General features: G+C 36.2%; 21 protein-coding genes. 9 read left to right on the top strand and 12 right to left on the bottom strand.

The features are described 5' to 3' along the window. Window positions 1–289: 289 nt before the first annotated feature. The 7 genes from L1S34_RS04180 to L1S34_RS04150 all read right to left on the bottom strand — a co-directional run bounded on the left by L1S34_RS04180 (window position 290) and on the right by L1S34_RS04150 (window position 7,388). Window positions 290–559: a hypothetical protein gene (locus tag L1S34_RS04180; protein ID WP_236362943.1), complete on the bottom strand. Its 270-nt coding sequence runs from the start codon at window positions 557–559 to the stop codon at window positions 290–292. A gap of 154 nt (window positions 560–713) precedes the next feature. Next, window positions 714–1,382 (bottom strand): response regulator transcription factor, encoded by a 669-nt coding sequence (locus L1S34_RS04175; protein WP_236362942.1) that lies wholly within the window; start codon window positions 1,380–1,382, stop codon window positions 714–716. Window positions 1,383–1,389: 7 nt separating this feature from the next. After that, the gene (locus tag L1S34_RS04170; protein ID WP_236362941.1) at window positions 1,390–3,111 is read right to left on the bottom strand and encodes a tetratricopeptide repeat-containing sensor histidine kinase; all 1,722 of its coding nucleotides are present in this window, start codon (window positions 3,109–3,111) and stop codon (window positions 1,390–1,392) included. 250 nt (window positions 3,112–3,361) lie between these two features. Then, window positions 3,362–4,570, bottom strand: coding sequence for an O-antigen translocase (locus L1S34_RS04165; RefSeq protein ID WP_236362940.1), 1,209 nt, complete (start codon window positions 4,568–4,570; stop codon window positions 3,362–3,364). A gap of 73 nt (window positions 4,571–4,643) precedes the next feature. Further along, complete coding sequence (locus L1S34_RS04160) at window positions 4,644–5,756, bottom strand: DegT/DnrJ/EryC1/StrS family aminotransferase (protein WP_236362939.1); 1,113 nt, start codon at window positions 5,754–5,756, stop codon at window positions 4,644–4,646. Continuing rightward, entirely contained in the window at window positions 5,749–6,750 is a 1,002-nt protein-coding gene (locus L1S34_RS04155) for a GNAT family N-acetyltransferase (protein ID WP_236362938.1), read from the bottom strand. Before L1S34_RS04155 ends, L1S34_RS04160 begins: the two co-directional genes overlap by 8 nt. A 35-nt stretch (window positions 6,751–6,785) precedes the next feature. After that, window positions 6,786–7,388: a trimeric intracellular cation channel family protein gene (locus tag L1S34_RS04150; RefSeq protein WP_236362937.1), complete on the bottom strand. Its 603-nt coding sequence runs from the start codon at window positions 7,386–7,388 to the stop codon at window positions 6,786–6,788. A gap of 162 nt (window positions 7,389–7,550) precedes the next feature. Between L1S34_RS04150 and L1S34_RS04145 the strand changes: the two genes are divergently transcribed. The 6 genes from L1S34_RS04145 to L1S34_RS04120 all read left to right on the top strand — a co-directional run bounded on the left by L1S34_RS04145 (window position 7,551) and on the right by L1S34_RS04120 (window position 14,119). Next, window positions 7,551–8,336 (top strand): TrmH family RNA methyltransferase, encoded by a 786-nt coding sequence (locus L1S34_RS04145; protein WP_236362936.1) that lies wholly within the window; start codon window positions 7,551–7,553, stop codon window positions 8,334–8,336. Between the two features lie 128 nt (window positions 8,337–8,464). Continuing rightward, window positions 8,465–10,690: a RelA/SpoT family protein gene (locus L1S34_RS04140; RefSeq protein WP_236362935.1), complete on the top strand. Its 2,226-nt coding sequence runs from the start codon at window positions 8,465–8,467 to the stop codon at window positions 10,688–10,690. 114 nt (window positions 10,691–10,804) lie between these two features. Beyond that, complete coding sequence (locus L1S34_RS04135) at window positions 10,805–11,293, top strand: Fur family transcriptional regulator (RefSeq protein ID WP_166138460.1); 489 nt, start codon at window positions 10,805–10,807, stop codon at window positions 11,291–11,293. Window positions 11,294–11,319: 26 nt separating this feature from the next. Then, window positions 11,320–12,591, top strand: coding sequence for an adenylosuccinate synthase (locus L1S34_RS04130; protein ID WP_166138465.1), 1,272 nt, complete (start codon window positions 11,320–11,322; stop codon window positions 12,589–12,591). A 59-nt stretch (window positions 12,592–12,650) separates the two neighbouring features. Next, window positions 12,651–13,232 (top strand): GDP-mannose pyrophosphatase NudK, encoded by a 582-nt coding sequence (gene nudK / locus L1S34_RS04125; protein WP_236362934.1) that lies wholly within the window; start codon window positions 12,651–12,653, stop codon window positions 13,230–13,232. Then, entirely contained in the window at window positions 13,232–14,119 is an 888-nt protein-coding gene (locus L1S34_RS04120) for a DMT family transporter (protein WP_236362933.1), read from the top strand. The genes nudK and L1S34_RS04120 overlap by 1 nt, the downstream gene beginning before the upstream one ends. Here L1S34_RS04120 and L1S34_RS04115 read toward each other — a convergent pair. Then, complete coding sequence (locus tag L1S34_RS04115) at window positions 14,116–15,336, bottom strand: MFS transporter (RefSeq protein ID WP_236362932.1); 1,221 nt, start codon at window positions 15,334–15,336, stop codon at window positions 14,116–14,118. The genes L1S34_RS04120 and L1S34_RS04115 overlap by 4 nt on opposite strands. A 39-nt stretch (window positions 15,337–15,375) precedes the next feature. Then, window positions 15,376–16,287 carry an AEC family transporter gene (locus tag L1S34_RS04110; protein ID WP_236362931.1) on the bottom strand — a complete coding sequence of 304 codons (912 nt, stop codon included), beginning with the start codon at window positions 16,285–16,287 and terminating at the stop codon, window positions 15,376–15,378. Window positions 16,288–16,454: 167 nt separating this feature from the next. Here L1S34_RS04110 and meaB point away from each other — a divergent pair, with 167 nt between their 5' ends. After that, complete coding sequence (gene meaB, locus L1S34_RS04105; protein ID WP_236362930.1) at window positions 16,455–17,546, top strand: methylmalonyl Co-A mutase-associated GTPase MeaB; 1,092 nt, start codon at window positions 16,455–16,457, stop codon at window positions 17,544–17,546. Window positions 17,547–17,549: 3 nt separating this feature from the next. Here meaB and L1S34_RS04100 read toward each other — a convergent pair whose 3' ends face one another. Further along, on the bottom strand, window positions 17,550–17,780 hold the full coding sequence (locus tag L1S34_RS04100) for a hypothetical protein (protein WP_086453598.1): 231 nt from the start codon (window positions 17,778–17,780) through the stop codon (window positions 17,550–17,552). 28 nt (window positions 17,781–17,808) lie between these two features. Beyond that, window positions 17,809–19,191, bottom strand: coding sequence for an MATE family efflux transporter (locus L1S34_RS04095; protein WP_236362929.1), 1,383 nt, complete (start codon window positions 19,189–19,191; stop codon window positions 17,809–17,811). Between the two features lie 228 nt (window positions 19,192–19,419). On the opposite strand from L1S34_RS04095, the gene L1S34_RS04090 reads away from it, so the two are divergent. Then, a complete protein-coding gene (locus tag L1S34_RS04090; protein ID WP_236362928.1) occupies window positions 19,420–20,004 on the top strand; it encodes a hypothetical protein in 585 nt (194 codons plus the stop codon). 64 nt (window positions 20,005–20,068) lie between these two features. Here the strand turns inward: L1S34_RS04090 and L1S34_RS04085 are convergent, their stop codons facing one another. Then, window positions 20,069–20,947 carry a PPK2 family polyphosphate kinase gene (locus L1S34_RS04085; RefSeq protein WP_236362927.1) on the bottom strand — a complete coding sequence of 293 codons (879 nt, stop codon included), beginning with the start codon at window positions 20,945–20,947 and terminating at the stop codon, window positions 20,069–20,071. A 168-nt stretch (window positions 20,948–21,115) separates the two neighbouring features. On the opposite strand from L1S34_RS04085, the gene L1S34_RS04080 reads away from it, so the two are divergent. Then, entirely contained in the window at window positions 21,116–21,955 is an 840-nt protein-coding gene (locus L1S34_RS04080) for a DUF6929 family protein (protein ID WP_236362926.1), read from the top strand. Window positions 21,956–22,049: the final 94 nt, after the last annotated feature.

Below are 22,049 nucleotides of genomic sequence, written 5' to 3'. Positions count from 1 at the left end.
TGTTAGAATTAAGTAAATAGATAAGTTACTAATAAAAAAATCCTTTACAAGGAGTGAGGAAAAAGCATGAAGAAAACGGTAAAAAACGATAAAAACAGATTTTTACAAAAAACTAAAACATTGCAATTCAATTATTTAAAAAATAAAAAGAGTGAAATTTCAATTTTCATAACCCTGAGGTCCCGAGTTCAAATCTCGGTCTCGCTACCAAGACAAACCCTTAAACACCAATTGTGTGAGGGTTTATTGTTAAAATTATACTTCTAAGAAATAGACTTTAAAAAAATAGTTACTTAACATCATACGCAACCTTTCCTTTTCGTTTTCTTTGAGGGCCAAAGCTTTTATTGTAAGAGGAAATATTTTTTTGAAATTCTTTTAGCACTTGTAATTGTCCAAAAGAACAAAAACCATTCTGCAATTGTGGAACCGGATTACTTAAGTTACCTTTTTTTGCATGCGTTTGATTTTGCCAAATTGTTTTTCCTTTGACACAAAAAAACGAACATAAAAAAAACGCGAGTATAACTAACTTCTTGGGAACTGTAATTGTTATCATTTTTAAAATAGCAATTCATTAATTTTGAACAAATCCAAAAGTAACGAGCTACAAAATCATTTCTTTGCGGGAAACCGTAAAACAGTATTCTTTTCTTGATAAGAATCAAATTTATTATGAATATGCAGTAAAGGAATAAAAATTAGAAGTGTTTTTATATTAGACCTAGGTCTTTTGCGATTGATACCAAATGGGTAGTATTGAGCGCTCTAAAGTAAATTTTTAGTTTTCCAATTCGCTTTTCGATGGTGCTTTTGCTGTTTGGGGTAATTCCTGCTTCTTTCAAAACAGACTCCATTGCATCTTGAGAAACGCCTCTTGAGAGGTACTCTAATAACTGAATGTCGTAGTCATCAATTTCGTTGACTAATTTTTCCTGAAAAATAAACTGTAAATCCGCGGGCAAATACGGAGTATCCTGGGTTGCAATTGCCTCGACCGCTTTGCGTAACTCGACCATTGTATTGCGCCCTTTCATCACAAAACCGTTAACACCTAATTGTTCAAATAAGGCTTTAATACGATAGGATTTGTCTTCAATAGAAAAAGCAATGATTTTTAAATCCGGGAAAATTCCCTTGACAGCATCAATCAAAGCTTCGCCAGATGATAATAAAGTGGTACGATGGTCAGCCTTGAATGACAAATCGGTTATTAACAAATCATACGGAACCTCATCTAAAGCCGCTCTTTTTATTTTTAGCAAAGCATCGTCACAGTATTTTGTAAAGTCAATTTGTGGGATTCCCATGTCCTTTAAGACACTGACCGCTGCTACATCATTGAAATCAATATCGTCAACTATTAAAACTTTTTGAAACATAAGTCACCTATTTAGGAAATGTTAATTTGATTTTTAGCCCTTTTGAACTTTTCGAGTCAAAAATAATACTTCCTCCAATGGCATGAATACGGTTTTCCACATTGAGCAATCCATTTTTACTTTGTAGGGGATTTTTTATGCCAATTCCATTATCTGAATAATTAACAAAACATTGTTTATTGTCAGTCTCAAAGCGAAGCACTACAAAAGTCCCTTGACTGTGTTTTTTCATGTTGATCATTAATTCTTGCAACACACGATAAAGGGCAATTTTCTTTTCTTCTGTAATCTTATTCCATGGAATGCTATTACTATCTTTTAAAATAACCTGTACTTGGGCTGCATTAAAACTAGAGAGCATTTCCTTTAATTCGCTTTCATAGGTTTCACCCGTGGGAATAGGGCTGTTTTCTCTCGATATATTGCGTGTTCGACGGTAAATTTTATCCAAATTATCTAACAAGGTTTCTTTTTGAATTACATTTTGCAAGTCTTGCGTTTCTGCAAAAGCAATGGTTTGATAAACGTCATTGGCTAATTCATCATGCAATTTTTTAGAAATTCGAATTTCACTTTCATATACGGCTGCTTGTTTTTCCTTCTTGTTCTTATCTTGAAGATAGAAATATAAAATGAGTGCCAAAATTACCCCCAAGAGCAAGATAAAAAACAACATATAATTTTGAAGTTTTTCTTGCTCTAATGCCAAAGCTTTTTCTGCATTATCTGTTTTTAATTGTAAATTCTCATTTTGTGCTTGGGTAGCATCATACTTGATTTTGGCAAACTGATTTTTAGCAATCTGCCTAACTTTTGTAATGCTATCATTAAGCTGAAGGTATTTTTTTGTGTAGTTACGCACTTGTAATGGAGTACTTATTTCCATCAGCAATGCCAAAGCTGATAAGCGATCATCGATACTTTTTAGCACTGTGGCTTTAGCATACGATTCTTGTGCATATTTAATAGCCAATTGAGGCTGGCTCCTCTGATAATACTGAGCAAGATTGTAAAAACTAGTGACCAAACCATAGTCAAATTGTAATTGTTGGCGAATCTTCAAAGCTCTTTTTAAGACCATACCGCTTCTGTTATCTCCTATTTTATAATAGCAATAGCCTAGATTACCTAAAACTCTGGCGAGGTGCTCTAAATTGGCCTGAGCAATTGGTGATTTAGAGAGCGACTCAAGTGACTGTATGGCTTGTTTGTAGTTTTGTTGATCCATGTTCACCACAGCAATATTATTCTGCATGATTTCTTTTTGCAAAGGCGTATCAGCCAATTCACTTGCTTTTTTGTAATACGTAATGGCGTTGGGATAATCGTAAAGGTTCTTATAATTAATCCCTAACGAATTGTATATCGCCACTTTATACTGGGTTTCAATTTTGTTTTTAAAGTACGAAATCGCCTCTGTAGCAGTAACTTCACTTCCTACGTAATCTCCCTGTGTTTGCTGTATCGCGGCCATTTTTAGGAGTGCATATACTATTTTTTCTGCATCTTCCTTAGCGGAACTTTGGGTTCGAATTTGATTGTAATAGTAGTAGGCGCTATCATAAACACCCTTCGAGTAGAAATCTTCTGCCGTTGTAATGTACTTTTCATAAACCGTAACCGACTTTAATGCTGTTTGATTGGGAGTTGTTTTTGAACAGGAACAAAAAAAAGCCCCTATGAATAAGAGAAAAATAAAAAACGGGAAACGTACTTTTTGTAGTATCATTTCCCGAAAATATCAAATTAATTTTAATAAATGTAAAATCAAGTTCTGTTTTTTTGGAGGAGTTATTGGAGATTGTCCACTGGAATCCCCTCCGCTCCCGCCCGTTTCACTGGCAACAATTTGAGTGGCAGCAACTGGGGAATTTTACATTAAATACAATTATTAAAAACATCAATTCGACGCAAGGCGAACAATTGTTCTTTCACGAAGTATTATGGAAATGGTTCTTCATCACATTTAAAACCGAACACTATTTTCCCCACAAAATCTTTCGAAAGTAAGTCAACAATACAACAAAATACAAGAAGTTATCCAGAGCTTGTGCCATCACTACACCTTTTAAGCCATAAATATTCATTAAAAAATAACTGCTCAAATACAAAAACAGCAGTGACAGGAACTCTGAAACCAAAAATGCAACTGTATGTTTTTTTGCAAAAAATTGATAACCCAAAATAAGTGCTGCAACTTTGAAAATATCACCAAGCAATTGCAAAAAAAACAAATCGTCAACAGGTTTAAAGCTTGGCGCAAATAAGAATTGAATGATAAAATCGCGACATAAAAAAATCACAATAACCATCACTATGAATACGGGCAGAATAGTTTGGTAAAAATTCCGAAAAATGAGTTTAGAGTCTGTTGTTGATTTTGCCTGAGCTAATTTTGGAAAATAATAAATACTCACAATTGAGGTAACAAATAACATGTAGTAACTGGCTATTCGAACCATCGTTTCCCAATAACCCGCTTGCTCCAATCCTAGCGAAAGAACAATTTCTTTACGGATTATCAGATACACGAACGGACTTGCAACAGCTGCAAACAGCGCCATAATTGAGTAACTTGACAAGCTTTTCAGAATCTTAAAATCAAAATATCGCATGGAAAACAAGGTTCCAATCTGAACTACTTTAGGCATCAAAAGCATAGTAACCAAAAACCAAACTGCAGGAACAAGAGCAACCAACAATACTGCTCCCGTAGTTTTGAATTGGTAAATCAAATAAACAGTAAGTAAAATACTAGCACTATTACCGGCAATAGCAACGCCCAAAACTCGTTTGTAATAACCCAATCCATTTGCTACTGCAACCCAAATCAAAGACAAAACATACCATGGCAAACTAAGTGCAACAACTTTAAACACAAAATCATACCGAACTGAAGAACCAAAAACGACTGCATTCCAATAGGAGGCGAAACAAAACAATGTAACTCCGATGATAATCGACACAAGCATCAAAGTAAAACTGACTGTGAAAGCCATCTTTTTAAGGTAGAAGGAGTCATTTTCATTTTCGGCGGTATATTTCACTACTCCATTCTGAAAACCTAATGTCGAAATTCCTTCTAAAGCACTAAAAAATACTCTAAAATTCCCCACTAAACCCATACCACTTGGCCCTACAAAAACAGCCAATAATTTTGAAGTAATTAAGCCTGAAATTATTTTCACAAAAACACTTAAACTATTCAATGACAATAGTTCTATAAATTTACTTTTAGCTATTTTGTGGAAAAACAACATCTTAGTAACGGTTTACAACTGCAATAATTTCGCTTATTTCCTTATCAGTAAGCACGGGACTTATTGGCAAACTGAGTACTTCATGAGCTAATTTTTCAGTAATTGGAAGTGAAATCTGTCGGAATTCTGACAAGGCTTTTTGATGGTGCACCGGAACAGGATAGTGAATGACTGTTTCAATGCCATTCTGCTGCAAATAGCTTTGAAAACCTGCCCTATCCGCTGTGCGCACTACAAACAAATGATAAACATGTGGCGGTAAATTTCCCGTTTCGTCTACTCCTTCGGGAAGTAATATTTTAAGATTTTTAATTTCTGCGAAGTAGCGTTTAGCAATTGCGCGGCGGCTTGCATTGCTTTCATCCAAATAGGGTAATTTCACATTTAAAAAGGCAGCTTGTACCTCATCTAATCGAGAGTTTAAACCCGCTAAATCATGAATGTATTTGGTTTGAGAGCCATAATTTCGCAATGCTTTAATACAATCTGCTAGGTCAGCATCGGAAGTAACAACTGCTCCACCATCGCCTAATGCGCCTAAATTTTTACCGGGATAAAAGCTGTAGGCAGCAACAGTAGTATTTTTACTGAATTGCATTTCTGTGGCCGATACTACGCCATGGGATTGAGCTGCATCTTCAATGACTAACAAATTATCAGTCTTTGCGATGGCGCGAATTTTATCCATATCAGCTAATCGACCATACAAATGAACAACCAAAATCGCTTTGGTGGAAGCCGAAATTTTGTTTTGCAGATCGACAGGATCTATTGTGAAAGTTTGAATATTTGGTTCAACCAAAACCGGTACCAAACCCACCTTTTTGATTGCCAATACACTCGCAATGTACGTATGCGCAGGAACCAAAACGGAATCGCCTTTTTTCAATTTACCCAAAGCAATGTAAGCTTCAAAAATGAGCACTAATGCATCAAATCCATTTCCGACGCCTATGCAAAAAGGCACCCCACAGTAGGTAGCGAAATTTTTTTCGAATTCCTGAACTTGATTTCCCAAAACGTACCAACCGCTGTCTAAAACAGTTGCAAATTTTTCTTGAAAAGCCAAATGATAAGGCTCATTTATTTTTTTTAAGTCTAAAAATTTAATCATGGTTAGCGTTTTTAGAGACTGTAAAATAATCTGTCAAAAGTTCATGCGAAAACGTTTCGCATTCATAAAAATCATGCACAATGGCACTTGCCCCAAAACTTTCCTTCCAATAACTCAAACCTTCATTTAAAAGCAAACCATTCGACTCTGTTGAAATACCAAAGTCAAAAAAACGTTTGTGCGGATAAACTTCTGTGAGTAAATAATGGTACAAGAAATCTAAACTGCCTAAATTTAATCCTTTTTCATATTTAGAAATATATTGACAATGCGCTACGGTTTCAGTCTCAAAAATTGTTGTTCCGGCTACAATCACGCCTTCGTAATAAACATTAAACTGACGAACAGCTTGAGGAAAACAACTTTTTAAATAGTGTATTTCGTTAATAGTGTGCACTGGCTCAACTTGGTGTCTTTGTTTAAGGTTTGGCAAAAGTATTTCGTTCCAAAAAGAGTTGAAATCCTGCTCTTCTTTTACCTCTAATTGATGTTGTTTGGCACGTAGCAAACCTCTCTTACGTATTTTAGATAATACAAAGCCCGCAGAGCAGTCAATCACAGCCAAAACATCTCGTCGAATAAGCGTAGCTTTGGTCAAAAACAGTGCGTAATATAATTCCTCAGCTGGTTTTTTATGATAGATTGAAGGCAGGGTTTTCATTTGTAAAGTGCTAACACCTTCAGATTCCAGATATTTCAAAATAGCAGTAAATACCTCAATTACTGATGTTAATTTACAAGAATCTTTATAAACCAAACCGCCATAGGTTAGACCTTGATGCGAAAAAACAGTGGTTTCATTTCGGTTTGCAGGCAAAATGGCCACTAGCTGATCTGATTCATAAACCATTAGAGAACAATCAGAAAACCGCTCTTGATGGTATTCCATAAAATTTCGGTGAAATAAAAAGGTAGCATTTTTTGCCCCTGAAACAAATTCGTTCCAGATCTCAAAATCATTTTTTTGATATGCTTTTACCGTATAGTTTTTCACCCTAAATTTTTCTTGACTGTGAAAGTAGTTAATTTTTACTGATTTTCGAAAGCGGGTAAATACCATTTGAACTTTACCGCCATCAATCGCAAAGAAATAATTATTGACGAACTCAATAGATACAGCACATCATTTTCTAAATTCATCGTTCTCAAAACGAAAAATAGAACACCTCCCACAATACAAAGGGTAGCATAAATTTCTCGTCGAAAAATCACTGGAATTTCATTGCACAAAATATCTCTAATAACGCCACCAAAACAAGCGGTCATGGTTCCCAAAGCGACACAAATTACAGGATGTAACCCTATTTCAAGACCTTTTTCGAGACCTATTAAAGTAAAAACACCAAGTCCGATAGTATCAAATAAAAAAAGGGAAGTTCGTAATTTGTCTAGTTTTTTTCGAAAGACAATTGCCAACATAAATCCGATAAAAATCACGTAAACATATTGCAAATCGAGCATCCATCCTACAGGAGTTCTTCCAATTAGCACATCACGCAAAGTTCCACCGCCAACTGCCGTAACGAATGCAATGATAAAAACTCCAAACGGATCAAGCTTTTTGCTCATAGCTGTTAAAGCGCCTGACATAGCAAAGGCCATAGTACCAATAATGTCTAAAAAATGAAACATGTTGCAAAGGATTTGGACAAAAATACAGAAAACACAGCTAATTGATTCTACTAATGACAATCAATTAATCAGTAATTAAGAAACAAATAAATGCCATATTTTCCTAAAAACTGCCAATTCTCTCTGTATCTTTGTACTTGCAAATTTAATCGTGAAAAAGCCTTGAAACACATTACTTCTATTCAAAATCCGTACATTAAAACGCTCGTACAATTGCAAGAAAAAGCAAAAACGCGTAAACAAACTGGCACTTTTTTAATGGAAGGAAAGCGCGAAATTAGCATTGCTGTAAAAGGCGGTTACGAATTGATCACGGTATTATTTGTACCTGAAATTTGCCCAGAATCTGAAATCGTTGCTTTATATGGAGATGCCGAATTGATTTCGATTACTAAAGAAGTGTATCAGAAATTAGCGTACCGTGATACTACCGAAGGACTTTTGGCTGTAGCAAAAACTAAGTCCATGCAATTAAAGGATTTAAAATTATCTAAAAACCCTTTGATTTTGGTAGCCGAAGCTCCTGAAAAACCAGGAAACATAGGTGCTTTATTACGCACTGCAGATGCCGCTAATTTAGATGCTGTGTTGATTGCCAATCCAAAAAGCGACTTGTATAACCCAAATATCGTCCGTTCAAGCGTAGGCTGCTTGTTTACCAATCAAATTGCTACAGGAACTACAACCGAAATTATTGCATACTTAAAGGAGCGCAACATTAATTTTTACTGTGCTACTTTGCAGAATTCAACCGCGTACCACACCCAAGATTACACCTCTGCAACAGCTTTGGTGGTAGGTACCGAAGCAACTGGACTTACACAGGAATGGCGCGAAGCTGCAACGCAAAATATTATTATACCCATGCAAGGCGAAATTGACTCCATGAATGTATCAGTTGCAGCGGCAATTTTAATTTTTGAAGCCAAAAGACAAAGAGGATTTTAAAGAACATTACTGTTCGCGTAGTGCTTGTCAGTACAACCAAATATCAGCCACAAACCCAACTGTTTTAAAACTTTTCACTTGCATAATTAGCAATTATTTGCTATTTTTAGGAATTGAATCCTGCCATTATGATAGAAATTGATATAGAGAAAGAAAATAAAGCGATTGCTCAAGAATATAAAGAACTTTTACGCATTAGTTACCAAACTTTGACCGATGATGATAAAAAACTCATCCGAAAAGCTTTTGATGTATCTGTAGAGGCACATAAAGACCAACGCAGAAAATCTGGCGAAGCCTACATCTTCCACCCTATTGCCGTAGCAAAAATTGTTGCTTCTGAAATTGGTCTAGGTGCCACTTCAATTGCAGCTGCCTTATTGCATGATGTTGTTGAGGACACACCTACTACCGTGCAAGATATTGAACGTTTGTTCAATCCAAAAGTAGCGCAATTGGTTGAAGGATTGACCAAAATATCATTGGTTCAAAAGGATCTAAATGCCTCTATGCAAGCTGAAAATTTCAGAAAAATGATCTTAACACTCAATGATGATGTTCGAGTGATTTTGATCAAATTGGCAGACCGTTTGCACAATATGCAAACAATGGACTCCATGCAGGAGGACAAACAAACTAAAATTGCATCAGAAACCTTATACATATACGCTCCATTAGCACATCGTTTAGGGTTGTACAACATTAAAACCAAACTAGAAGACTTAGGTTTAAAATATACTGAACCCGCTATTTATAATGAAATAGTAAGTAAAATTAAAGAAACCAAAGAGCAACAAGACGCCTACATTGCTGATATCTCCGAAGTTTTAAAAGGATCTTTAGACAAAGAAGGAGTTGAATATATTATCAAGGGCCGACCAAAATCAATTTATTCTATTCGCAGAAAAATGAAGGCCCAAAACGTAACCTTTGACGAGGTTTACGATAAATTTGCTTTACGAATTGTTTACAAAGCCAATCCAAACGAGGAGAAATTTATCGCCTGGAAAATTTACTCTATCGTTACAGATCATTATCGACCAAGTCCTAGTCGATTACGCGATTGGATTTCTTCACCAAAAACTACCGGTTATGAAGCCTTGCACATCACCGTCATGGGTCCAAAAGGGCGTTGGGTAGAAGTACAAGTGCGCAGTGAACGTATGGATGAGATTGCTGAAAAAGGTTATGCTGCTCATTACAAATATAAAAATGGTGCTACCGAAGAAAGTGGTTTGGATGTTTGGTTGAATCTTTTACGGGAAGCCTTAGAAAATTCAGAAACCAATGCCGTTGATTTTGTAGAAGATTTTAAAATGAATTTGTATTCAAAAGAAATCTTTGTGTTTACCCCAAAAGGTGAAATTAAATCACTCCCAAAAGGAGCAACATCATTGGATTTTGCATTTGGAATTCATTCCGAAATTGGTATTCGAACCCGCGGAACACGCGTAAATGGCAAATTAGTTCCGCTAAACTTTGAGTTAAAAAGTGGCGATCAAGTAGAAGTAATCACTTCGCAACATCAAAAACCAACTATTAACTGGTTGGATTATGTAACGACATCGCGCGCCAAAACAAAAATTAAAAACGTCCTCAACGAGAATACCAAAAAGATTGGCGAGGAAGGAAAAGAATTGCTTACCAGAAAATTAAAGCACTTAAAAATCACGATGAGCGAACAAGTGGTTAATGAGTTAGTTAATTTTTTCAAATTAAAAACTAGTTTAGACTTGTTTTATCGCGTGGGTATTGGTTCCATTGAAAACCAACAACTCAAAGATTACGCTTCGCAAAAAAGCAATTCAATTATCAACTTTTTCAAAAATAAAATCAAACGATCTGGCAGCACCAACACATCTGACGAAGACATTCATAAACCTGTCATCAGCAGTAATTATGACATGTTGGTTTTTGGAAAAGAACACGACAAACTTGACTATAAACTTTCACCTTGTTGCAACCCAATTCCGGGTGATGATGTTTTTGGTTTTGTTACCATAAATGAAGGCATCAAAGTACATAAAAAAGATTGCCCGAACGCCATTGGGATGCAATCTAACTACGCTTACCGCATCATGTCAGCTAAATGGATTGACTCGTCGCAGGAAGAGTTCAAAGCCATCATTAACATTACGGGAATGGATGTTCTGGGCTTGACCAACCAACTGACGAAAGTCATCTCCAACAATATGCACGTGAATATTCAAAGCATTGCACTTAGCACCGATGCCGGAATTTTTGAAGGACAAGTGGCTGTTATTGTTCAAAACAATACCATTTTGAAAAAATTAATTAGCAACATCAAAAAAATAGATGGTGTCGATAAAGTCACCCGAGAATACAAAACATAGCATTTAGAAAGTCATTCTACATTCAATTAAAAAAATCTAGAAAAGCAGAAAATTAAAAACTAAACAAACGGGAAGTTTTAAACTTTGAACTAAAAAAATTATCTTTGCGCGCATATGACACTCATTTCCACAGACAATACTAAAAACCAAGAAATTGTAAAAAATGTTTTTACAATGTACCTTGAGAAAAAAGGACACCGCAAGACTCCTGAGCGCTACGCGATCCTTCAAGAGATTTATGATAGCGAAGAACATTTTGATGTAGAAAATCTATATATCAAAATGAAAAATAAAAACTATCGTGTCAGCAGAGCGACCTTATACAACACTATAGAATTACTTTTGGATTGTGCTTTGGTGCGCAAACATCAATTTGGACAAAATCAAGCACACTACGAAAAATCATATTTCGACAAGCAGCACGATCATATTATTATGACTGATACAGGTGAAGTAATTGAGTTTTGTGACCCAAGAATTCAGAGCATTAAAAAAACGATTGAGGATATTTTTGATATCGAAATAACCAATCACTCGCTTTATTTATACGGCAACAAAAGGCAAGCGCCAGTTTTGAACGAGGAAGATCGTACAGAAATTTAAAAAACTAACTACAAATAACATTTAGAATGACAGTTGATTTATTACTAGGATTACAATGGGGAGATGAAGGAAAAGGAAAAATTGTGGATGTCTTAACTTCAAAATATGACATCATTGCACGTTTTCAAGGTGGTCCAAATGCAGGACACACATTAGAATTTGATGGCATCAAACACGTCCTAAGAACTATTCCCTCAGGTATTTTTCACAAAACTGCCGTAAATATCATTGGAAACGGAGTGGTAATTGATCCTGTTGTTTTTCAAAAAGAAATTGAAGGTCTTGAAAAGTTTAATATTGACATCAAAAAGAAATTAATCATTTCGCGTAAAGCACACTTAATTTTACCAACACACCGTTTGCTTGATGCTGCCTCTGAGGCATCAAAAGGAAAAGCAAAAATTGGTTCTACATTAAAAGGTATTGGACCAACTTACATGGACAAAACAGGTAGAAACGGTTTGCGTGTAGGTGATATTGAATTAGAAGATTTTGCAGATCGTTATAGAGCTTTGGCCGACAAGCACGAAGAGATGATTCAGTTTTACGATGTTGCTATTCAATACAATTTAGCCGAAATGGAAGCTGAATTTTTTGAAGCTATCCAAGAACTTAAAAAATTAGATTTTATTGATAGCGAAGAGTACTTGCACCAAGCTCAAAAAGCAGGAAAATCAATTTTATGCGAAGGCGCTCAAGGTTCCTTGCTTGATGTTGATTTTGGTACTTATCCGTTTGTTACATCATCAAATACTACAGCTGCTGGAGCTTGTACAGGTTTAGGTATTGCACCAAACAAAATCAAAGAGGTTTACGGAATTTTCAAAGCATATGTTACTCGTGTGGGTAGCGGACCGTTCCCTACAGAACTTTTTGATGAAGATGGAGCTACCATGGCAAGAGTAGGAAACGAATTCGGATCAGTAACCGGGCGTCAAAGACGTTGCGGATGGTTGGATTTAGTAGCGCTTAAATACGCTGTTCAAGTAAACGGTGTAACGCAATTAATGATGATGAAAGGCGATGTTTTATCTGGTTTCGAAACTTTAAAAGTGTGTACTTCTTACAATTATAAAGGTGAAAACATAGCGCATTTCCCGTACAATATTGAGCCAGAAAATGTAACTCCTGTGTATCAAGAATTCAAAGGTTGGAAACAAGATTTAACAGGTATGACTACTTATGATGAACTACCAGTTGAATTAAAAGAATACATTGATTTTATTGAAAAAGAAATCGAAGTGCCAATCAAAATTGTTTCTGTTGGACCAGACAGAAAACAGACAATTTTAAAATAAAATACAACAAGCGCTCTGAAATTCAGGGCGTTTTTTTTGATTACAACAAAAAAGAAACTATGAACAATCCTGCTATAAAAATTCAAAAAACAGAATTACTGTCTGATAATTGGTATATTCTAAATAAAGTAACTTTCGACTTTCAAAAAAAAGACAATTCTTGGATTACACAAAAAAGAGAAGTTTATGACAGAGGCAACGGTGCAGCCATTTTGTTGTACAATGCGGAACAGAAAACAGTCATTTTAACGCGTCAGTTCAGACTACCAACCTATTTAAACGGAAATGCATCAGGAATGAGCATTGAAGTTTGTGCCGGATTATTAGACCAAGACCAACCGGAGCAATGCATCATTCGAGAAACGGAAGAAGAAACCGGCTATCGATTATCAAACGTAACAAAAATCATGGAATCGTATATGTCTCCTGGTGCCGTTACTGAAATTTTATACCTTTTTACCGGCGCTTATAATGCCTCAATGAAAGTTAGCGAAGGCGGCGGTGTAGAGCATGAAGAAGAAAATATCGAAGTTTTAGAAATGCCTTTTGACCAAGCTTACGCGATGATTGCAACAGGTGAAATTAAAGATGCAAAAACAATTATGTTATTGCAATACGCCAAAATTCACCAGCTTGTATAATGAATAACAAAACAAAAGGAGTTGTATTTGCACTTTTAGCTACTTTGCTTTGGTCTGTTAATATGGTTATTGCAAGCAGTATCAAAGGGCACATTCCGCCAATTGGACTGGCTTTTTGGCGCTGGTCTGTAGCTTGTTTAGCCTTTGCACCATTTGCCTTAAAAAGTACAGTTGCTCAATTATCAATCGTCAAAAAAAACTGGTTGTATCTTTTTTGCACTGCCATTTTAGGCATAACCATCTTTAATACTTTAATCTATTTTGCGGGAAAAACAACAAGTGCCATTAATTTGTCTTTAATTGCCATTTCAATCCCGCTCTTTATCATTTTTTTGTCCCGAATATTTTTAAAAGAACGCATTTCAACTCTTAAATTAGTTGGCATTGCCATTATAATTTGTGGTGTTTTAGTATTAATTTCAAAAGGGTCTTGGCAAGCCTTACGCTCGATAAGTTTTAGTTTTGGCGATATTCTGATGCTAATTGCCTGTTTCTTTTTTGCTTCGTATACACTTTTGGTTCGCAAAAAACCGGCAGAAATAGATTCAAAAGTTTTTCTTTTTTCGGTTTTTGTAATGGGTACCGTGGCTTTATTTCCTTTTTACCTTTACGAGCATTGGTACATCACAACCGTACAATTTGATACTAAAACAATATTGGTATTATTGTACGTAGGCATTTTTGCTTCGTTAGTTTCCTTTTATTTGTGGAACGAAGCCATCGGACTAATTGGCACTGCCAAAACAGCACTGATCTATTATCTTATTCCTGTTTTTAGCGGGCTCATAGCATATCTCATTACAGATCAACCCATTTTACAGTCGCAACTAATAAGCATGTTAATTATTATAACGGGTTTGTTACTAACGAATAAGAATTCGAACTAAACCGTTTCTTTTTTCTTCAGATTGGGCAAAAACAAAGCAATTATACCAATTAGCGGTAAAAAAGCACAAAGTTCGTACACATAAGTAATACTGCTATGATCAGCAAGATTTCCTAAAAGTGCCGATCCTAAACCACCCATTCCAAACGCAAAACCATAGAAAAGACCTGAAACCATGCCTAGTTTTTTTGGCAAAAGCTCTTGAGCATACACCAAAATAGCTGGAAAAGCAGAAGAAATAATAATTCCAATCACCACTGATAAAATTCCGGTCCAAAACAAATCAACAAATGGCAATAGTAAAGTAAAAGGAGCTGCTCCTAGTACCGAGAACCAAATCACATATTTTCTTCCAAACTTATCTCCCAACGGACCTCCAATTAAGGTTCCGAAAGCGCATGATGCCAAGAACAATACCAATTGAAATTGTGCTTCTTGCACAGATAAGCCAAATTTTTCAATCAAATAAAAAGTAAAATAACTAGACATACTAGCCATGTAAAAGAATTTTGAAAAAATCAAAACCAATAAAATAACAACCGAAATCACAATTGTTTTTTGAGATAACTGCGGCAAGTCAATTACTGCTTTTTTGGTTGCTCTTAAACTCAAATGATTTTGATACCAAAAGGCTATTCTACTCAGCACCACCAACGCAATTAGTGCAACTCCTACAAACCAAACAATGTGTCTTTGCGTATTAGGAACAACGATCAAGGCTACTAAAAACGGTCCAATTGCCGTTCCTGCGTTTCCTCCTAATTGAAAAATCGATTGTGCCAATCCACGCTTACCTCCCGAAGCCAAAAATGAAATTCGAGAAGCTTCAGGGTGAAAAATCGAAGAACCAATTCCCACTAAAACTACTGCCAAAATAATCATCGGGAAACTCGATGCGTAGCCTAAAGCAATCATTCCCGAAAGTGAGAACAGCATCCCGAAAATTTGAGAGAAAGGTTTTGGTCTAGTATCCGTATATAAACCAACAAGTGGCTGCAAAATAGAAGCTGCCAATTGATACGCCAAGGTAATGAGTCCGATTTGAGTAAAAGTCAACTTATAATTTTCTTTTAAAATAGGATAAGCAGCCGGAATTACCGCCTGTAGCAAATCGTTTAATAAATGAGCAAAAGCAATGGAAAAAAGTATAGAATATGCTGTTTTTTGTGCTGTACTGCTAGCGATAGTTTCAGGATTTGTAGAATCAGTGGATTGCATTAGTATGAAAGTTGTAAATAAATAATTGTGGCAAAATGATTAAATAAATTGGACTATAAAATACCAAAAAGTCAGGGTAATAAAGGAGATCGGAATTCCGAAACCAATCATCATACTGCTTAACCTAGGCTTAAGTCCGTGTGTGGTCGAAAGTATACATGCAGTTATCATAGGAGCCATAGCTGCCTCCATCACTGCAATTTGAATACTGGCTGAATGTTGTTTTAGCATTACGACATAAATTAAAAAAATTAATGCTGGCGTGAGTATTAATTTGTACAAAAGACCAATGGCAAGAAAAGGCCAATGCTTGCTATTTTTCTCAAATTTTAATTGTAAACCTACCGAAATTAATGCCAATGGCGTCACTCCGCTACCTACCTTTTGCAACAAAAATTGAAGAGTTGAAATAAATTCTATGTGAAACACATTCATCAAACAAGCCAACAAAAAAGTGATAAATGGTGGGAAAAGCAGAATTTTTTTAGCTATTTGCTTCGGCTCCGGATTACCGGCAGAAAATAAAGTAGCTACTACAATCCCGAGTGTTGACAAAACCACAAATGTACCGGGCTGGTCTACCAAGATAGCTGTTTTTAATCCGTCTTGTCCGTACAATGCTTCAATAATCGGGAAACCTAAAAAGGAAGTGTTTCCTAAACCCGCAGTCAAAATCAAACATCCCGTTAACTTTTTGGACCACCCGAATTTTTTACCCAAAAAACTAAAAAAAAAATACGAACACCCAAAAGCAATCCAGGCAACGCCAATGGGGAAAAGTAATTCAGTACTCCACTGTATTTTAGGAATGTAATACAATGCCAAGGCAGGAAGACAAACATTAATTACAATTTTGTTTAAAACTTGGTAAATGCGTACGGGAAACCCTTTGATGTTTTGAAACAACAATCCTATACCTAAATAAACGAAAATTAAAACTAAATTGATCATAAAGCTGCAAAGGTATTGACTAAAACACTAGAAAAGGAATGCTTTTAAACAAATTTTGTTACAAAAACATTCTCTCGAGCACAGTATAAAAAAGCATCTTAATTTTAGGCTTAAGCAATCACGTAGACCGTCTATTTTTAGTATTTTTACTTTCATAAAAAAGAGTTTTGTCAAGTAAAAAATTCCATCCTAGCGCCTTACACGAAAAACCCGGTATTCCCGCTCCTGAAACCATCAGCGGATCTGCTGTGCAACACATTCAAAAATTCAGAAAATTACAACCATCAGCTAATGAATTGGTAGCTGGAATTTTGAATGGTAACATCACTGCTTTGAGTAGATCCATTACTCTTGTAGAAAGTACCAGTAGTGCTCATTTGGCGAAAGCAAATGAAGTAATCACAGCTTGCTTGCCACACGCCAATAAATCGGTGCGAATTGGAATTACAGGCGTTCCTGGCGTGGGAAAAAGTACTTTTATTGAAGCTTTTGGAAAATACTTAACTGGTTTAGGGAAAAAAGTAGCCGTTCTGGCCGTTGATCCTAGTAGCACGATCTCACACGGAAGTATTTTGGGCGATAAAACCCGCATGGAAGATTTGGTTAAAGACGAGAAAGCTTTTATTCGTCCATCAGCCTCAGGTGATACGTTGGGCGGTGTTGCCCGAAAAACTCGCGAAACCATAACGCTATGCGAGGCGGCTGGTTTTGATACGATTATTATTGAAACCGTTGGCGTTGGCCAAAGCGAAACAGCCGTTCATAGCATGGTTGATTTCTTTTTATTGCTTAAAATTTCTGGTGCTGGCGATGAATTACAAGGTATAAAGCGTGGCATCATGGAAATGGCCGATGCTATCGTCATCAACAAAGCAGATGGAGATAACGTAAAAAGAGCTCATCTTGCCAAAGTAGAATTCAATAGAGCCTTACATTTATTTCCAGCCAAAAAATCAGGATGGACACCAACAACAGCAGCATGTAGCGCCATAACACAAGAAGGAATCAGCGAAGTTTGGACTACCATCGAAAAATTCTTAACCCTGACAAAAGGCAACAATTATTTCTTTGAAAAACGTAAAGAACAAAATCAATACTGGATGTTAGAAACAATTAATGAACAATTAAAATCGAATTTTTTCATCAATCCTGCCATTCAGCAATCATTGGCCGTAACTAAAAAAGCGGTGCAAAATGACGAAATTTCACCTTTTGCAGCCGCTCAAAAATTATTAGAAACGTATTTTAAGAAAGAGTAAAACCTACTCTTTTTCGTAGCGCTCCATTTCACGATCGTAAAACTCATTGGCAAGAACGATTAATCCTTCCATTTCTGTATTCAATTCGGCTTCGTCTAAATCCTCCGCTTCTTCCATGAACTCTACTTCATCATCTTTCAAATTGATAATAAATCTCGGATAATCAAGGTGAATAATGAATATATCTTCGGGGAAATCAGTATTGTCGCCTAGTAAAAATTTTGGTAATTCCATGAATATTTTTATTTAATAATTGTTGTTTTTAATTTTTGTCTTGCTGCAAAATCAGCTTTTTTGTCAGTCTAGCAAAGCGAATATACAAAAATAATGAAGCAGCTGTTAGCCCGGCTAAAAGTCCGATCCAAATTCCAACCGCTTTTAACTCTGTATACTTTCCTAGATAATAGGAAATAGGAAACCCGATAACCCAATAGGCCACAAACGTAATGTACATGGGTATTTTCACATCTTGCAAACCTCGCAAAGCACCGAGCACAACGACTTGTATTCCATCAGAAATTTGAAAAATAGCCGCTATTAAAAGGAGTTGTGCTGTGATTTTTATAATTTCCTCATTATCTACTAGCTGAGAAACATCAGACATATTCAAGAATAAATGAGGTAAATAGTTGTGAAATACGACAAACACTAAGCCGAAAATAATTTCCAGAATAATAGCCAATAAGAATATCGAACGCGCCACCAACACAAGGTATTTATAATCGTTCGTGCCTTTGGTGTTCCCTACTCGAATCATCGCTGTAACGCTTAAACCCATGGCTACCATAAACGTTGATGAGGCCAGCGTTAGCGCGATTTGATTGGCAGCTTGACTATTTTTACCCAACGAACCTGATAACCAAATAGCGGCTGTAAACAAAGTTACTTCAAATAACATTTGCATCGCCGATGGCATTCCTAGATCGATTATTTTCTTTAAAATCGACTGTCGAATGTCTTTATAACTAAAGTTGGCAAAGTATTTTTTCAGTACTTGATTATTCTTCATTAGATAATGCATGAAAACGACCATCATAATTCTAGAAAGTACCGTTCCTAAAGCCGCGCCTAAAATACCGAGTTTCGGAAAAAACCAAACACCATAAATAAGAACATAATTAAAAAACACGTGCACCACATTAGCCAAGAAAATTGCATACATCGAGTATTTGGTGTGCGACAATCCATCGGCAAACTGCTTGTATCCTTGGTAAATAATTACTGGAATCAACGAAAAAGCTACCCAATCAATATAAGGAGCAGCCAAAGCAGCTACTTCTGCCGGTTGGTGCATCAAATACATCAACTCTTTTGATAAAACGGTTAAAATAAATAAAGAAACACCTAAAACGGAACACAACAGAAGACCGTGATGAAAGGTAGCTCGAATTTTATCTTCTTTTTGTTCTGCATCGGCCTCGGCAATTAGCGGCGTGATGGCAGTAGAAAAACCAATTCCTAACGACATGGCGATGAAAATAAAACTATTTCCTAAGGATACGGCTGCTAACTCCGTAGAGCCTAGTTTACCCACCATAAAATTATCGACAATTCCGATTAAGGTGTGCCCAAGCATTCCTAAAATTACTGGGTAAGCCAATTTAATGTTATATGAAAACTCTTTAAAGTACTGAGATAAATTCACTTGTGTTTTTTTGAGTGCAAAGATAATTAGAAGCTTTCAATTTTCAGGTGACAGCTACCATTATAAGTAGCTATTGCTGCATAAAAACAAGGCTACCTCAAATTCTGTAACAATGCTTTTAAATTCTATAACATGCTAAACGCACTGCCCGTCTATCTTTGTCCTGTAGATTTGTTGCAACAATCACCACATCTACATCATTAAAAAATTAATAAAAAAAATTACATTATGACAATCTCAAGAAAAGTAACAACAGGAATTTTAGCAGCTGCGGCATTTATATTTACAGCAACAACCCAAGCTCAAGAAACTAAAAATGCAGCTACAAATTACGATCAAGGTTTCCGTTTAGGAGTAGGACTAAATGCAGGTTACTCTACTAACGATCCTTACAAATTAGCACTTGGTGCCGATGTTAGAGGACAATATGATTTATCAAAAAGATACTCATTGACTTTAACTACTGGATACACTAACTTATTTCAAAGTAAAGCAGATGGATTTCCTGGACAAACAGAAGGAAAAGATTTAGGTTTAATTCCAGCGAAAGCAGGTTTCAAAGCTTTTATTTGGGACGATCAGTTTTATGTAATGGGTGAAGCAGGTGCTGCATTTGCAGTAAGTAATGTTGACAATACTAGAGACAAAACCTCTTTGTTATTATCACCAAGTATCGGATACGCAACAAAATATATTGACGTATCATTGAACTACACACACTATAATCATTTAGACCGCCTCAACAACAACGGTACCGTAGGTAGAGGTGTTGGACAAGTTGGAGTACGTTTAGCTTACGGTTTCAAATTGTAAGACGCAATCATATTGAATTAGTTATAAAAAAAGGCACTGCTTGATCTCAGTGCCTTTTTTGCGTTTACTCTTTTTGAAGCATTTGTTTATAGGTTTCAAAATTAGCTTTGACTTTTTCATCTAATTCAGGCTCCTTGATATCGGTATATTTTTGCATTTCTTCCCAAATAATTTTGGCTACGATGTAACGAGCCATAGCTTTGTCATCAGCAGGAACGATAAACCAAGGGGCATTTTCAGTAGCTGTTTTGGTAATCGCTTCCTCGTAATAGTGCATGTAATCGTCCCAACGTTCGCGCTCTTTCAAGTCTCCCGCCGAAAATTTCCAATGATGCTCCTCCTCCTCTAACCTCCGCAACAATCGCTTGCGTTGTTCTTCCTTACTCATGTGAAAATAAAACTTCAACACAATCGTACCGTTTTGAGTCAGGTGATTTTCAAAATTTTTAATTTGCTCCATCCTATTTTCCCAAAATTCAGGCGTAATATCCGCCACCTCATTTATGCCAGGTAAATTCTCGTTCAAAATATATTCAGGATGCACTCTCGTCACCAAAACATTCTCAAAATGCGTGCGATTAAATACGGCAAACTTTCCTTTTTCGGGCAAGGCCAAATAATGCCTCCACAAATAATCATGTTCTAATTCAGTCGAATTGGGTGTTTTAAAACTGTGCACCACCACTCCACGAGGATTAAACTCCTTAAAAACCTCCCGAATCAAACTATCCTTACCCGATGTATCCATTCCTTGCAAACAAATCAACACCCCATAACGATTGTGCGCATACATCACGTCCTGCAAAGCGCTCAACTTGGCCTGCACCGCATTCAGTTTTTCCTCTTTCTCGTCATCGCTTATCTTATACTGCAATTCCGTTGGGATAGCAGCCAAATCAATTGGTCCAACTGCTCTAAAATCATCTGGCTTTATGAACTTCATCGTATTTATTTTATCTTTACTTCTCAAATATAACAAATTATTAGGAGCTTTTTCCTGCTGTACGCTATATTCCCGATAAATAAAAACTACGGCAAAAAAGCCTTGTTTTTCTAAATCGGGAGATACCGCTGCCATCAGGGCTAGGGCCTTACTGCAACATCACAAAACATGGAAAAATTCACACTCGAAATTCTTTGCCAAATCATCGGAATCGGCTCAGCATCAGGACTCATTTACCAAGATCCATCACTCTATGTGATTGGGGATAACAGCGGTTTCCTGTACCAATACGATTTACAATCCAAAGAATTACAACGCCACCCTTTAGTCGAAAACCCAACCGAAAACACTCCTAAAAAAGACAAAGCCGACTTTGAAGCGATAACGCATTACCAAGATAGCCTTTATATTTTTGGCTCCGGCTCTACCGAAAAGCGAAATAAAATGGTGCACCTTAATGGAAATACCAAACAAGTAATTGCCACAAATGACTTGACCGATTTGTATGCAGTCATGCAAAACTTTGGCGGGATCAATCCCGAAGATTTCAACATCGAAGGCGCTATTTTCGACGGAGAAAATTATTATTTATTAAATCGTGGCAATGGCAAATCTGGCAAAAACGTCTTATTTACCGTAGCTGGCAAAAACCTCAGCAACGATTTTCAAATTCTAGCTAACAGCTACAAATTGCCCAAAATAAAGGGCGTTCGAACCAGTTTTACTGATGGTGTTTTAGTTGGTGATCAACTTTATTTTTTGGCCTCTGCCGAAGACACGCAATCAACATATGATGATGGCGCCGTTTTAGGTAGCTTAATTGGAAGCATCGACCTAAAAACCATGAAAATCAAATTCACACAAAAAATTAGCGACACCCATAAATTTGAAGGATTAACACTATTTGCAGATGATGCAGATAAAATACAATTTTTACTTTGTGAAGATAATGACACCGAAGTTTTAGAAACCACGATTTATAAATTGAGAGTCAATAAAAAAAGATAGCTAGAATTTTTCACTTTTAATTCGCTCCACGCACGTTAAAATTTAATTAAAATAAAAATCAAATGCATTTAGCCGCTGGAAACGTGGTAATTTT

It is taken from the genome of Flavobacterium sp. K77 (assembly GCF_021608205.1).
Lineage (GTDB): Bacteria > Bacteroidota > Bacteroidia > Flavobacteriales > Flavobacteriaceae > Flavobacterium > Flavobacterium turcicum.
Note: the sequence above shows the minus strand (reverse complement) of the source record. Positions and strands in the feature narration are given on the sequence as shown.